The organism is Haemophilus parainfluenzae, from assembly GCF_003252795.1.
GTDB classification, from domain to species: Bacteria; Pseudomonadota; Gammaproteobacteria; order Enterobacterales; family Pasteurellaceae; genus Haemophilus_D; species Haemophilus_D parainfluenzae_K.
The window spans coordinates 18,455-31,391 of record NZ_QEPQ01000003.1; the positions used below are offsets into that span (position 1 = coordinate 18,455).

Annotated in this window: 22 protein-coding genes; 20 read left to right on the forward strand and 2 right to left on the reverse strand. The window is 39.8% G+C overall.

The features are described from left to right. The first annotated feature begins 5 nt into the window (after window positions 1-5). Entirely contained in the window at window positions 6-761 is a 756-nt protein-coding gene (locus tag DPV81_RS04910; protein WP_049373094.1) for a DeoR/GlpR family transcriptional regulator, read from the forward strand. 425 nt (window positions 762-1,186) lie between these two features. Here the strand turns inward: DPV81_RS04910 and trmL are convergent, their stop codons facing one another. Both trmL and rsmD read right to left on the reverse strand, forming a co-directional pair. After that, window positions 1,187-1,663, reverse strand: a complete 477-nt coding sequence (gene trmL, locus DPV81_RS04915; protein ID WP_005695079.1) for a tRNA (uridine(34)/cytosine(34)/5-carboxymethylaminomethyluridine(34)-2'-O)-methyltransferase TrmL — start codon at window positions 1,661-1,663, stop codon at window positions 1,187-1,189. A 9-nt stretch (window positions 1,664-1,672) separates the two neighbouring features. Continuing rightward, entirely contained in the window at window positions 1,673-2,257 is a 585-nt protein-coding gene (gene rsmD, locus DPV81_RS04920) for a 16S rRNA (guanine(966)-N(2))-methyltransferase RsmD (RefSeq protein WP_111387056.1), read from the reverse strand. A gap of 98 nt (window positions 2,258-2,355) precedes the next feature. Here rsmD and ftsY point away from each other — a divergent pair, with 98 nt between their 5' ends. The 19 genes from ftsY to rpsH all read left to right on the forward strand — a co-directional run bounded on the left by ftsY (window position 2,356) and on the right by rpsH (window position 12,933). Beyond that, a complete protein-coding gene (gene ftsY, locus DPV81_RS04925) occupies window positions 2,356-3,813 on the forward strand; it encodes a signal recognition particle-docking protein FtsY (protein WP_111387058.1) in 1,458 nt (485 codons plus the stop codon). Between the two features lie 14 nt (window positions 3,814-3,827). Continuing rightward, on the forward strand, window positions 3,828-4,484 hold the full coding sequence (gene ftsE / locus DPV81_RS04930; protein WP_049364690.1) for a cell division ATP-binding protein FtsE: 657 nt from the start codon (window positions 3,828-3,830) through the stop codon (window positions 4,482-4,484). A 9-nt stretch (window positions 4,485-4,493) separates the two neighbouring features. Then, the gene (gene ftsX, locus DPV81_RS04935) at window positions 4,494-5,426 is read left to right on the forward strand and encodes a permease-like cell division protein FtsX (protein ID WP_005698904.1); all 933 of its coding nucleotides are present in this window, start codon (window positions 4,494-4,496) and stop codon (window positions 5,424-5,426) included. Between the two features lie 320 nt (window positions 5,427-5,746). Next, window positions 5,747-6,058 (forward strand): 30S ribosomal protein S10, encoded by a 312-nt coding sequence (gene rpsJ / locus DPV81_RS04940; RefSeq protein WP_001181005.1) that lies wholly within the window; start codon window positions 5,747-5,749, stop codon window positions 6,056-6,058. Between the two features lie 16 nt (window positions 6,059-6,074). Further along, window positions 6,075-6,701 (forward strand): 50S ribosomal protein L3, encoded by a 627-nt coding sequence (rplC, locus tag DPV81_RS04945; RefSeq protein WP_005632753.1) that lies wholly within the window; start codon window positions 6,075-6,077, stop codon window positions 6,699-6,701. Between the two features lie 15 nt (window positions 6,702-6,716). Continuing rightward, the gene (gene rplD, locus DPV81_RS04950; protein ID WP_005695085.1) at window positions 6,717-7,319 is read left to right on the forward strand and encodes a 50S ribosomal protein L4; all 603 of its coding nucleotides are present in this window, start codon (window positions 6,717-6,719) and stop codon (window positions 7,317-7,319) included. Then, entirely contained in the window at window positions 7,316-7,615 is a 300-nt protein-coding gene (gene rplW, locus DPV81_RS04955; RefSeq protein ID WP_005632756.1) for a 50S ribosomal protein L23, read from the forward strand. Before rplD ends, rplW begins: the two co-directional genes overlap by 4 nt. Window positions 7,616-7,632: 17 nt before the next feature. Further along, complete coding sequence (gene rplB / locus DPV81_RS04960) at window positions 7,633-8,454, forward strand: 50S ribosomal protein L2 (protein WP_005640979.1); 822 nt, start codon at window positions 7,633-7,635, stop codon at window positions 8,452-8,454. A 24-nt stretch (window positions 8,455-8,478) separates the two neighbouring features. Beyond that, window positions 8,479-8,754: a 30S ribosomal protein S19 gene (gene rpsS, locus DPV81_RS04965; protein ID WP_005539416.1), complete on the forward strand. Its 276-nt coding sequence runs from the start codon at window positions 8,479-8,481 to the stop codon at window positions 8,752-8,754. 11 nt (window positions 8,755-8,765) lie between these two features. Continuing rightward, a complete protein-coding gene (gene rplV, locus DPV81_RS04970) occupies window positions 8,766-9,098 on the forward strand; it encodes a 50S ribosomal protein L22 (RefSeq protein WP_005625897.1) in 333 nt (110 codons plus the stop codon). 17 nt (window positions 9,099-9,115) lie between these two features. Further along, complete coding sequence (gene rpsC / locus DPV81_RS04975) at window positions 9,116-9,823, forward strand: 30S ribosomal protein S3 (protein WP_005640982.1); 708 nt, start codon at window positions 9,116-9,118, stop codon at window positions 9,821-9,823. Between the two features lie 13 nt (window positions 9,824-9,836). Continuing rightward, window positions 9,837-10,247 (forward strand): 50S ribosomal protein L16, encoded by a 411-nt coding sequence (gene rplP / locus DPV81_RS04980; RefSeq protein ID WP_005695088.1) that lies wholly within the window; start codon window positions 9,837-9,839, stop codon window positions 10,245-10,247. Next, the gene (rpmC, locus tag DPV81_RS04985; protein ID WP_005695090.1) at window positions 10,247-10,438 is read left to right on the forward strand and encodes a 50S ribosomal protein L29; all 192 of its coding nucleotides are present in this window, start codon (window positions 10,247-10,249) and stop codon (window positions 10,436-10,438) included. Before rplP ends, rpmC begins: the two co-directional genes overlap by 1 nt. Continuing rightward, complete coding sequence (rpsQ, locus tag DPV81_RS04990) at window positions 10,438-10,695, forward strand: 30S ribosomal protein S17 (protein WP_005695091.1); 258 nt, start codon at window positions 10,438-10,440, stop codon at window positions 10,693-10,695. Before rpmC ends, rpsQ begins: the two co-directional genes overlap by 1 nt. A 238-nt stretch (window positions 10,696-10,933) precedes the next feature. Then, on the forward strand, window positions 10,934-11,305 hold the full coding sequence (rplN, locus tag DPV81_RS04995; protein WP_005619403.1) for a 50S ribosomal protein L14: 372 nt from the start codon (window positions 10,934-10,936) through the stop codon (window positions 11,303-11,305). Between the two features lie 13 nt (window positions 11,306-11,318). Beyond that, complete coding sequence (gene rplX, locus DPV81_RS05000) at window positions 11,319-11,630, forward strand: 50S ribosomal protein L24 (RefSeq protein ID WP_005695092.1); 312 nt, start codon at window positions 11,319-11,321, stop codon at window positions 11,628-11,630. 17 nt (window positions 11,631-11,647) lie between these two features. Beyond that, window positions 11,648-12,187: a 50S ribosomal protein L5 gene (gene rplE / locus DPV81_RS05005; RefSeq protein WP_005695093.1), complete on the forward strand. Its 540-nt coding sequence runs from the start codon at window positions 11,648-11,650 to the stop codon at window positions 12,185-12,187. Window positions 12,188-12,198: 11 nt separating this feature from the next. Further along, window positions 12,199-12,504: a 30S ribosomal protein S14 gene (gene rpsN / locus DPV81_RS05010; RefSeq protein ID WP_005695094.1), complete on the forward strand. Its 306-nt coding sequence runs from the start codon at window positions 12,199-12,201 to the stop codon at window positions 12,502-12,504. A gap of 36 nt (window positions 12,505-12,540) precedes the next feature. Continuing rightward, a complete protein-coding gene (gene rpsH, locus DPV81_RS05015) occupies window positions 12,541-12,933 on the forward strand; it encodes a 30S ribosomal protein S8 (protein ID WP_005625877.1) in 393 nt (130 codons plus the stop codon). The last annotated feature ends 4 nt before the right edge of the window (window positions 12,934-12,937 follow it).

Genomic DNA, 12,937 nt, shown 5'->3' on the forward strand with positions numbered 1-12,937 from the left:
TTTATATGAAGCAATCATTACGCCATCAGAAAATAATTGAGCTTGTAAAGCTAAAAGGATATGCCAGCACAGAAGAGCTGGTTATCGAACTGGAAGTCAGCCCACAGACTATTAGACGAGATCTGAATATCCTTGCAGAACAAGATTTAATTCGTCGTCATCATGGTGGTGCCGCTCCTTCTTCTACCGCAGAAAATTCTGATTACATTGAACGTAAACAATTTTTCCCTTCCCAAAAAAGCGCCATTGCTCGTGAAGTGGCAAAACGTATTCCAAACGGTGCATCCTTATTTATTGATATTGGTACCACGCCTGAAGCGGTAGCTAGTGCCTTGTTAAATCATGAACGGTTACGCATTGTGACGAATAATATCAATGCAGCTCATTTATTACGACAAAATGAAACCTTTGATATTACGATGGCAGGTGGTTCCTTACGTAAGGATGGTGGAATCATTGGTGAGGCAACGGTTAATTTTATTTCGCAATTCCGTTTAGACTTTGGGATTCTGGGCATTAGTGCAATAGACCTTGATGGTTCATTGTTGGACTATGATTATCATGAAGTTCAAGTAAAACGTGCCATTATAGAAAGCTCTCGCCAAACCTTATTAGCAACTGACCATTCGAAATTCTCTCGACAAGCGATTGTGCGATTAGGGGAACTTAAAGATGTAGATTATCTTTTCACCGATGATGTGCCAAAACAAATTGCGGATTATTTAGAAAATAGCAACACAAAGCTAGTGATTTGCAAATGATGGAAATAGGAAGTGCGGCCAAAATTGACCGCACTTTTTTTGTAAGCATCCATGCTTAGCCACTGCTGTTTCGACCAATTCAAAATTAACTTCATTCACCCAACCTCCTTATTGATGTGAGATGAAACTAATTTTGCTGCAATAGTTGTTAAATTTTAGGGATACAAATGGAAGGCAAATCATTCGACTGCCAATTCTTTATTTAGGACAACGGGGAAGGTTTGCTTGAAGAGTCAAGAAAGACTAGAGCTTGATAGATCAAGTGAGTACATCGAGATCCCTCTCTAAATGTAATTTATTTATACTGCTGTTTTGGTAAAAAGGGAACCTTGAAATTATAAATGTGTGATCAAGATCACAAATTAAATGCAAAAAGAAAGCTGCTTATTTTTGTTTAGAAAACAAGCAGCTATTTTATAGGTTCTTTATCGATTTAAATTCACCGCGCCTTCGTAACCAAGTTGTCGCCAAGCTTCATAAACTGCAACAGCTACCGAGTTAGATAAGTTCATACTGCGGCTATTTGCTGTCATTGGGATACGGATTTTTTGTTCCATTGGCATTTTATCTAAAATAGACATGGGAATACCACGGGTTTCTGGACCAAACATTAAATAATCTCCTAATTCAAATTGCACTTCGCTATGCGCAGGGCCGCCTTTAGTAGTGAGTGCAAAAAGACGTTTCGGTTTTTCACTTTCTAAAAAGGCTTCGAAGGTTTTATGTTTTTTGATTTCGGCAAATTCATGATAATCCAAGCCGGAACGTCGTAATTTTTTATCATCCCAGGTAAAGCCAAGTGGCTCAATCAAATGAAGGCGAAAGCCAGTGTTCGCACAAAGACGAATAATATTTCCCGTATTTTGTGGAATTTCAGGTTCGTATAACACAATATCTAACATAATGATTTCCTAATCTTTTTGATACAGGCGGTAACTCACCATACCTGTGGTTTTTTCTTTTAGTAATTGCCAATTTTCAGGCACGCTTAGCGGTTTGTCTTTTTCTGTTTCAACATAAATCAACGCATGAGGTAAGAGCCAATTCTTTTCTTCTAAGAGGGCAATTGCTTGTTCAGCTAAACCAAAATGAAAAGGTGGATCCAAAAATACCACATCAAAGTGCGGTTGATTTTGCACTTGTTTTAAAAATTCTAAGCTATTTTGATTGATTATTTGAGCTTGTTCAGTCGTCGTTTTTAGCGTTTGTAAATTTTTCTTTAATTGATTTGCCACATTTTTATCTAACTCTAAAAACGTCACCTGTTTCGCTTGGCGAGAAAGGGCTTCAAAACCAAGTGAGCCACTGCCCGCAAAGCAATCAAGACAATGGCTATCCACAATATAAGGCATCAACCAATTGAATAAGGTTTCTTTTACGCGATCGCCTGTTGGACGCAAACCTTCCGCATTTAAAACCGGTAATTTTCGCCCACGCCAAAGACCTGCGATGATTCGAACTTCGCCTTTAGCATTTTGAACTTGCATTTTTTTCATAAAGAAACAGATTTTTAGTGAAAATTGTGCTTAGTTTAGACGATTTTTTGCTAGAATAGGCAGTATTTTTTAAAGATTTGTGTTTAAGAGAAGAATTTATGTCAGAAGAAAAGAAAAAAGGCGGGTTTTGGGCCTCTCTTTTTGGTCGCAATAAAAAGCAAGAAGAACAAAAAATTGAGCCAACTATTGAAGAGTCATCTGTTGAATCTGCCGATGTTTCGCCTACGGAAGAGATTGTTCACAATAGCGAGAACGTTCAATTAGAAAAAGTTGAACAGGAAGAATTACAGGAGTTAGCAGAACAGCTGCAAGAGGATAAAGCTGAGAATACCATTGTTGCGCATATTGAACCTGTTGTAGAAGAAGTGATTTCACCTGAAAGTGCGGTCAATATTGAGCCAGTTTTAGATACACCGGTGATTGAGGCAACGGCTGAAGAGACAGAAAAAATAGAAGAAATTTCTACCGCACTTCCTGTGGAAGAACCAACAGAAAGCATTATTGAGCAAGATAATGTCGTTGAAGATCTTCCTGTTGTTGATGCTAAGATTGAGCCTGAAATTGTTGAAGATGTTAAAGATGAATTCCGTTCAGATATTAATACCGAAACGCAAGAAAAGCCAAGTGAAGGTGGCTTTTTCAGTCGTTTAGTCAAAGGCTTACTCAAAACTAAACAAAATATTGGTGCAGGTTTCCGAGCGTTCTTTTTAGGTAAAAAGATTGACGACGATTTATTTGAAGAGTTGGAAGAGCAACTTTTAATTGCGGATATTGGTGTGCCAACAACCAATAAAATCATTAAGAATTTAACGGAGCACGCAAGTCGTAAGCAGTTACAAGATGCGGAATTGCTTTACCAACAACTTAAAGTTGAAATGGTAGAAATTCTAAAACCAGTTGCAAAACCATTGGTCATTGATACGACTAAAAAACCTTATGTTATTTTGATGGTTGGCGTAAACGGTGTAGGTAAAACAACCACAATTGGTAAGTTGGCTCGCAAATTCCAAAATGAAGGAAAATCAGTCATGTTAGCGGCAGGGGATACCTTCCGTGCTGCTGCAGTAGAACAACTTCAAGTATGGGGTGAACGTAACAACATTCCGGTTGTGGCACAAAGTACGGGGTCAGATTCGGCGTCAGTAATTTTTGATGCGATGCAATCTGCTGCTGCGCGTAATATTGATATTTTAATTGCGGATACGGCCGGTCGTTTACAAAATAAAAATAATCTCATGGATGAATTGAAGAAAATTGTTCGTGTCATGAGAAAATACGATGAAACCGCACCGCACGAAATCATGCTTACCTTAGATGCGGGTACAGGGCAGAATGCAATTAGCCAAGCCAAACTCTTTAATGAGGCGGTTGGGTTAACAGGTATTACATTAACCAAATTAGACGGAACAGCAAAAGGTGGGGTAATTTTCGCCATTGCAGATCAGTTTAATTTACCAATTCGTTATATTGGTGTGGGTGAAAAAATTGAAGATTTACGCGAATTTAATGCAGAAGAATTTATTGAAGCATTGTTTGTTCACGAAAATGAAGAATAAAAAGGAATAATAAAGTGATTCGATTTTCAAATGTCTCTAAAGCTTATCACGGTGCGACTCAGCCGGCCTTGCAAGGCTTGAATTTTCATCTTCCTGTTGGAAGTATGACTTATCTTGTTGGGCATTCTGGCGCGGGTAAAAGTACCTTGCTTAAATTAATCATGGGAATGGAAAAGGCGAATGCCGGTAATATTTGGTTTAATGGTCATGATATTACGCGTTTGTCTAAATATGAAATCCCATTTTTACGTCGTCAAATTGGCATGGTTCACCAAGATTACCGTTTATTAACGGATCGTAGTGTGGCAGAAAATGTGGCATTGCCATTGATTATTGCTGGCATGAATCCGAAAGAAGCACATACGCGCGCATTGGTTGCACTAGATCGAGTGGGCTTACGTAGTAAAGCGAATTATATGCCGCCACAAATTTCAGGTGGGGAGCAACAACGCGTAGATATCGCGCGTGCAATCGTACATAAACCGCAACTTTTATTAGCGGATGAGCCTACAGGTAACCTTGATGATGAACTTTCTTTAGGGATTTTCAATCTGTTTGAAGAGTTTAATCGTTTAGGCATGACGGTGTTAATTGCGACACACGATATCAATTTAATTCAACAAAAACCAAAACCATGTCTTGTGCTTGAACAAGGCTACTTACGCTATTAAGGATAAAAAATGACAAGACGTATTGATGCTTCTTTTGGCGTGCAAACTGCTTATACTTTGCGTTCTGTTTTGAACGATTTAGTAAAACGTAAATTTGGTACATTACTAACAATTCTTGTGATTGCCGTATCTCTCACGATTCCAACGGTGAGCTATTTGTTATGGAAAAATTTACACTTAGCGACAACTCAATTTTATCCGGAAAGCGAACTCACAATCTATTTACACAAAAATTTAAGTGAAGAAGATGCTAACTTAGTGGTGGAAAAAATTCGTCAGCAAGAAGGTGTTGAATCGTTAAATTATGTTTCTCGCCAAGACAGTTTGAAAGAATTTAAAAGTTGGTCTGGTTTTGGTGAAGAGTTAGAAATTTTAGATGATAATCCATTACCGGCCGTGGTGATGGTGAAACCGTCTAAAGCGTTTAATGAATCAGAAAAACGAGCGGAGTTACGCGCAAATTTAAATAAAATTAAAGGGGTGCAAGAAGTTCGTTTAGATAACGATTGGATGGAAAAATTGACCGCACTTTCGTGGCTTTTCGCACACGTGGCAATTTTCTGTACAGTGTTAATGACAATAGCCGTATTCCTTGTTATCGGAAATAGCATTCGATCCGATGTTTATAGCAGTCGTGCAAGTATTGATGTGATGAAGCTATTAGGTGCAACGGATCAATTTATTCTTCGTCCTTATCTTTACACTGGAATGATTTATGCAGTGTTAGGTGGATTTGTCGCAGCCGTATTTAGTAGTCTTATTGTGGGTTACTTTACTTCAGCCGTGAAGTATGTGACGGATATCTTTGCGGTCACCTTTGAGCTCAATGGATTAGGTGTGGGCGAGCTGATCTTCTTATTAGTGAGCTGCTTGATTATGGGCTATGTAGGTGCTTGGATTGCCGCAACAAGACATATTGCAATGTTAGATAACAAGCTGTAGATTTCATTTTATAAAAGTGCGGTCATTTTTTCAGGTGAAAAATACTCGAGAAAATGATCGTACTTTTTTATTTATGGAAATTAATTGAACAAAAAGCTTGCATAATTAGGTGTTTTTGTGTAATATCCACGGGCTTTCAGATATTGAAAGCCGTTTAATGTAATCATTTATTAAACGAGTATTACGATATGTAATACTAACAATGTTTCCGATTTGGAGACTATATAACAGGTAACTTACACCTCCTTTTCTATTTTGAAGTTAGAATTGTGATTGGTGTTAGTTTTTTATTAGCTAAATTTTATTGGAGCTCTGGTCTAATGCAGAACCAAAGAATCCGTATCCGCTTAAAAGCTTTCGATCACCGTTTGATCGATCAATCTACTGCGGAGATCGTAGAAACAGCTAAACGTACTGGTGCACAAGTTCGTGGTCCAATCCCTTTACCAACTCGTAAAGAGCGTTTCACCGTGTTGATTTCTCCACACGTGAACAAAGACGCGCGTGACCAATACGAAATTCGTACACACAAACGTTTAGTAGATATCGTAGAGCCAACAGAAAAAACTGTTGATGCATTAATGCGTTTAGATTTGGCTGCCGGCGTGGACGTGCAGATCAGCCTAGGTTAATTAAGAGGTTATTACAATGATTGGTTTAGTCGGTCGTAAAGTTGGTATGACCCGTATCTTCAATGAAGACGGTGTTTCTGTACCAGTTACCGTTATCGAAATCGAAGCCAACCGCGTAACTCAAGTTAAAACTCTTGAAAACGATGGCTATACTGCAGTTCAAGTTACTACTGGTTCTAAAAAAGCGAATCGTGTAACTAAACCTGAAGCAGGCCATTTCGTGAAAGCAGGTGTTGAAGCTGGTCGCGGTTTATGGGAATTTCGTACTGAAGGTGAAGAATTCACTTTAGGTCAAGAAATCAATGTTGACATCTTTGCAGATGTTAAAAAAGTAGATGTTACTGGTACTTCTAAAGGTAAAGGTTTCCAAGGTGGTGTCAAACGTTGGAACTTCCGTACTCAAGATGCTACACACGGTAACTCTTTATCACATCGTGTACTTGGTTCTATTGGTCAAAACCAAACTCCAGGTCGTGTGTTTAAAGGTAAAAAAATGGCAGGACATTTAGGTGCTGAGCGTGTAACCGTTCAATCACTTGAAGTTGTTCGTGTAGATGCTGAGCGTAAATTGCTATTAGTAAAAGGTTCTGTACCTGGTGCTATCAATGGCGATGTTATCGTTAAGCCGGCAGTTAAAGCATAAGTCTAGGAGATAGAGATGGAATTACAAGTTGTAGGTGCAAACGCACTAACTGTTTCTGAAACTACCTTCGGACGTGAGTTTAACGAAGCTTTGATTCACCAAGTTGTTGTTGCTTATGCAGCAGGTGCTCGTCAAGGTACTCGTGCGCAAAAAACTCGTGCTGAAGTGTCTGGTTCAGGTAAAAAACCTTGGCGTCAAAAAGGTACAGGTCGTGCTCGTTCTGGTGATATCAAATCACCAATCTGGCGTTCTGGTGGTACAACCTTCGCGGCTAAACCACAAGATCACAGCCAAAAAGTGAACAAGAAAATGTACCGTGGTGCTATCAAAAGCATTCTTTCTGAATTAGTTCGTCAAGACCGTTTGGTTGTTGTTGAGAAATTCGAATTAGATGCACCAAAAACTAAAGTATTAGTACAAAAATTAAAAGATTTAGCAGTTGAAGATGCGTTAATTATCACAGCAAGTTTAGATGAAAATCTATTCTTAGCGGCACGTAACTTATATAAAGTTGATGTACGTGATGTTCAAGGTATCGATCCAGTTAGCTTAATCGCTTTCGATAAAGTGATTGTTACTGTTGACGCTGTGAAACAAATTGAGGAGATCCTAGCATGAGTCAAGAACGTTTGCTAAGCGTGCTACGTGCACCGCACATCTCTGAAAAAGCAACTAACAATGCTGAAAAATCTAACACTGTTGTACTTAAAGTTGCTTTAGATGCGAACAAAGCTGAAATTGCTGCTGCTGTTGCTCAATTATTTGAAGTAAAAGTTGACTCAGTTCGTACTGTGGTTGTTAAAGGTAAAACTAAACGCCGTGGTAACAAAATGGGTCGTCGCAGCGACTGGAAAAAAGCTTATGTAACTTTAGCCGAAGGCCAAAACTTGGACTTCGTGGACAGTGCAGAGTAATCGGAGGAAATTAGAGAATGGCTATCGTTAAATGTAAGCCGACCTCCGCTGGTCGTCGTCACGTTGTTAAAATCGTGAACCCTGAATTATACAAGGGTAAACCTTACGCGCCTCTTCTAGATACTAAATCTAAAACTGGTGGTCGTAACAATTATGGTCGTATTACCACTCGCCACATCGGTGGTGGTCATAAACAACATTACCGTTTAATCGATTTCAAACGTAACAAGTTAGATATCCCAGCGGTTGTTGAACGTTTAGAATATGATCCAAACCGTTCAGCTAACATTGCTTTAGTGCTTTATAAAGATGGTGAACGCCGCTATATCTTAGCACCTAAAGGTTTGTCAGTTGGCGATCAAATCCAATCTGGCGTTAACTCACCAATTAAAGTGGGTAACTCATTACCAATGCGTAATATCCCAGTTGGTTCAACAGTACATAACGTTGAGTTAAAACCAGGTAAAGGCGGTCAAATCGCTCGTTCTGCTGGTGCTTATGTACAAATCATCGCTCGTGAAGGCAACTACGTAACTTTACGTTTACGTTCAGGCGAAATGCGTAAAGTATTAGCTGAATGTGTTGCTACAATCGGTGAAGTTGGTAACTCAGAACATATGCTTCGCGTATTGGGTAAAGCTGGTGCTAACCGCTGGAGAGGCATTCGCCCTACAGTTCGTGGTACAGCAATGAACCCAGTAGATCACCCACATGGTGGTGGTGAAGGTCGTAACTTTGGTAAACACCCAGTAACTCCTTGGGGCGTTCAAACTAAAGGTAAGAAAACTCGTCACAACAAACGTACTGATAAATATATCGTACGTCGTCGTGGCAAATAATTTAAATTAATAAGAGGATAAGCCATGCCACGTTCTCTCAAGAAAGGTCCTTTCCTTGACCTACACTTGTTGAAGAAGGTAGAGAAGGCGGTGGAAAGCGGGGATAAAAAACCAATCAAAACTTGGTCCCGTCGTTCAATGATCATTCCTTCAATGATCGGATTGACCATCGCAGTCCATAATGGTCGTCAGCACGTTCCTGTTTATGTATCTGATGAAATGATCGGCCATAAATTAGGTGAATTTGCACCGACTCGTACATACCGCGGTCACGCGGCAGATAAGAAAGCTAAGAAATAAGAGGTAAATAGATGGAAACTATCGCAAAACATCGTTACGCTCGCACTTCTGCCCAAAAAGCTCGCTTAGTTGCCGATTTAATTCGTGGTAAAAAAGTTGCGCAAGCATTAGAAATCTTAACTTTTACTAACAAAAAAGCTGCGGCTTTAGTGAAAAAAGTATTAGAGTCAGCTATTGCTAACGCAGAGCATAATGATGGTGCAGATATCGATGATCTTAAAGTTGCTAAAATCTTCGTTGACGAAGGTCCTAGCATGAAACGTGTTATGCCACGTGCTAAAGGTCGTGCAGATCGTATTTTAAAACGTACTAGCCACATCACTGTGGTTGTGTCAGATCGTTAATAAGTAGAGGAATAGCAATGGGTCAAAAAGTAAATCCAAATGGTATTCGCCTAGGTATTGTAAAACCTTGGAACTCTACTTGGTTCGCGAATACACAAGATTTTGCCGACAATCTTGACGGTGACTTCAAAGTACGCAAATTCTTAACTAAAGAATTAGCAAACGCTTCGGTTTCACGTATTACTATTGAGCGTCCAGCGAAAAGTATTCGTGTAACAATTCACACAGCTCGCCCTGGTATCGTTATCGGTAAAAAAGGTGAAGATGTTGAAAAATTACGTAACGCAGTATCTCAAATCGCTGGCGTTCCGGCTCAAATCAACATTGCTGAAGTGAAAAAACCGGAATTAGATGCAAAATTAGTTGCAGACAGCATCGCTTCTCAATTAGAACGTCGTGTAATGTTCCGTCGTGCTATGAAACGTGCGGTACAAAGCGCAATGCGTTTAGGTGCTAAAGGTATCAAAGTTGAAGTTAGCGGTCGTTTAGGTGGTGCAGAAATCGCACGTTCTGAATGGTATCGTGAAGGTCGTGTACCTCTACATACTCTTCGTGCGGACATCGATTATAACACTGCAGAAGCTCATACTACATACGGCGTAATCGGCGTTAAAGTATGGATCTTCAAAGGTGAAATTTTGGGTGGAATGGCTGCAGTTGCGCAATCAGAACAACAACCTGCCGACAAGCCTAAAAAGGCTCCGCGTGGCAAAGGTCGTAAGTAAGGAGAAACGCTAAATGTTGCAACCAAAACGTACAAAATTCCGTAAAGTTCACAAAGGCCGTAACCGTGGTATCGCGGGTGGTACTGAAGTTAGTTTCGGTACATTCGGGTTAAAAGCAGTTGGTCGTGGTCGTTTAACCGCTCGTCAAATTGAAGCGGCTCGTCGTGCAATGACACGTGCAGTTAAACGTCAAGGTAAAATCTGGATCCGTGTTTTCCCAGATAAACCAATTACTGAAAAACCATTAGAAGTCCGTATGGGTAAAGGTAAAGGTAACGTTGAGTACTGGGTAGCCTTAATCCAACCGGGTAAAGTACTTTATGAAATGGATGGTGTGTCAGAAGAGATCGCAAGACAAGCATTTGCATTAGCAGCTGCTAAATTGCCAATCAAGACTACCTTCGTAACTAAGACGGTGATGTAATGAAAGCTCAAGATTTACGTACAAAAAGTGTTGAAGAGCTGAATAATGAGTTAGTGAACCTTTTAGGTGAACAATTCAAATTGCGTATGCAAACAGCCACCGGTCAGCTTCAACAAACCCATCAGGCTAAACAAGTGCGTCGTGATATCGCACGCGTTAAAACCATTTTAACTGAGAAGGCGGGTGAGTAATGACTGATAAAATTCGTAGCGTACAAGGTAAAGTTGTTAGCGACAAAATGGAAAAATCTTTCGTTGTTGCTATTGAACGTAAGGTAAAACACCCGTTATACGGTAAATTTATCCGTCGTACAACTAAATTACACGTACACGATGAGAACAACGAAGCCAAATTAGGTGATGTAGTAGAGATTCGCGAATGTCGTCCTCTCTCTAAAACCAAATCTTGGACTTTAGTTCGTGTTGTTGAGAAAGCAGTTATTGCTTAATTGACAAATTAAAAAATAAAAGCCAATGGTTATGCCGTTGGCTTTTTTCTTTCCAAGACTTGCTAAAAAGTCATAAAAATTTGACCACACTTTAAATGTGCTAACTTAAGTATAAAATTTTGATTGCGTTTATAGCTTGATTTTGGTAAACTCCGCCACCTATCCGCCATATATCTTTATAAGGCATGGATAGGTTCGTCCCGCAAGGGTGTATTATTAACTTAACGGAGCATAAAATATGATCCAAGAACAGACTATGCTGGATGTTGCCGATAACTCTGGTGCTCGCAGCGTAATGTGTATCAAGGTTCTAGGTGGATCGCACCGTCGTTATGCTGCTATTGGTGATATCATCAAAGTTACTGTGAAAGAAGCAATTCCACGCGGTAAAGTTAAAAAAGGTGATGTATTAAAAGCAGTTGTTGTGCGCACCAAGAAGGGTGTTCGTCGCCCAGACGGATCAGTCATTCGCTTCGATGGTAACGCTTGTGTAATTTTAAACAATAACACAGAGCAACCAATCGGTACTCGTATTTTTGGACCGGTGACTCGTGAACTTCGTTCTGAGAAATTCATGAAGATCATTTCTTTGGCACCAGAAGTACTGTAAGGAGAAGTGAGAAATGGCTGCAAAAATTCGTCAAAACGATGAAGTAATCGTACTTGCCGGTAAAGACAAAGGCAAGCGTGGCAAGGTAACTAAAGTGTTACCAAACGGTAAAGTGTTTGTTGAAGGTATCAACATCATCACTAAACATGAAAAACCAGTTCCTGCTTTAGGACAAGCTGGTGGTTTAGTGAAAAAAGAAGCGGCTATCGATGCTTCTAATGTTGCGATTTTCAATCCAAAAACAAACAAAGCTGACCGTGTAGGTTTTAGATTCGAAGACGGCAAAAAAGTACGTTTCTTCAAATCTAACAATGAAATTATCTAACAAACTGGAGTAATGCGATGGCGAAACTGCATGATTACTACAGAGATCAAGTAGTAAACGAGTTAAAAAATAAATTCGGCTACAAATCTGTCATGCAAGTCCCACGAATCGAAAAGATTACCCTGAATATGGGTGTGGGTGAAGCATTGACCGATAAGAAATTGCTAGACAACGCAGTAGCGGACTTAGCAGCAATTAGCGGTCAAAAACCTTTAGTAACTAAAGCTCGTAAATCTGTTGCTGGCTTTAAAATCCGTCAGGGATATCCAATCGGTTGTAAAGTAACACTACGCGGTGAGCGTATGTGGGAGTTCTTTGAACGTTTAATTACAATTGCTGTTCCACGTATTCGTGACTTCCGCGGTTTAAGCGCGAAATCATTTGATGGTCGTGGTAACTACAGCATGGGTGTGCGTGAACAAATCATCTTCCCTGAAATCGATTACGATAAAGTAGATCGTGTACGTGGTTTAGATATCACTATCACAACTACTGCTAAGAATGATGAAGAAGGTCAAGCACTACTTGCTGCCTTTAATTTCCCATTCCGTAAATAAGGCAGGTTATAATGGCAAAACAATCAATGAAAGCACGCGATGTAAAACGCGTTAAATTGGCTGAAAAATTCTTCGCTAAACGTGCAGAATTAAAGAAAATCATTTCTGATGTCAATGCCTCTGACGAAGATCGTTGGAATGCAGTGTTAAAATTACAAACTTTACCACGTGATTCTAGCCCTAGTCGTCAACGTAACCGTTGCCGCCAAACTGGACGTCCTCACGGCGTTTTACGTAAGTTTGGTTTAAGCCGTATTAAGGTTCGTGAAGCTGCTATGCGCGGCGAGATCCCTGGCCTTAGAAAAGCGAGCTGGTAATATACCACTTTATTTTGGAATCGGAGAAAAAGTACAATGAGTATGCAAGATCCAATCGCAGATATGTTGACCCGTATTCGTAACGGTCAAGCTGCGAACAAAGTTGCAATCAATATGCCTTCTTCCAAGCTAAAAGTGGCAATTGCCAACGTATTAGCTGCTGAAGGTTATATCGAAAGCGTTAAAGTTTTAGAAGGTGCAAAACCTGAATTGGAAATTACTTTAAAATATTTCCAAGGCAAACCGGTTGTAGAAAGCATCCAACGTGTAAGCCGTCCTGGTCTTCGTATTTACAAACGTAAAGACGAATTACCAAAAGTTATGGGTGGTTTAGGTGTTGCTGTAATTTCTACATCTAAAGGTGTTATGACTGACCGTGCAGCTCGTCAAGCGGGCTTAGGCGGTGAGATCATCTGTTACGTAGCTTAATAGA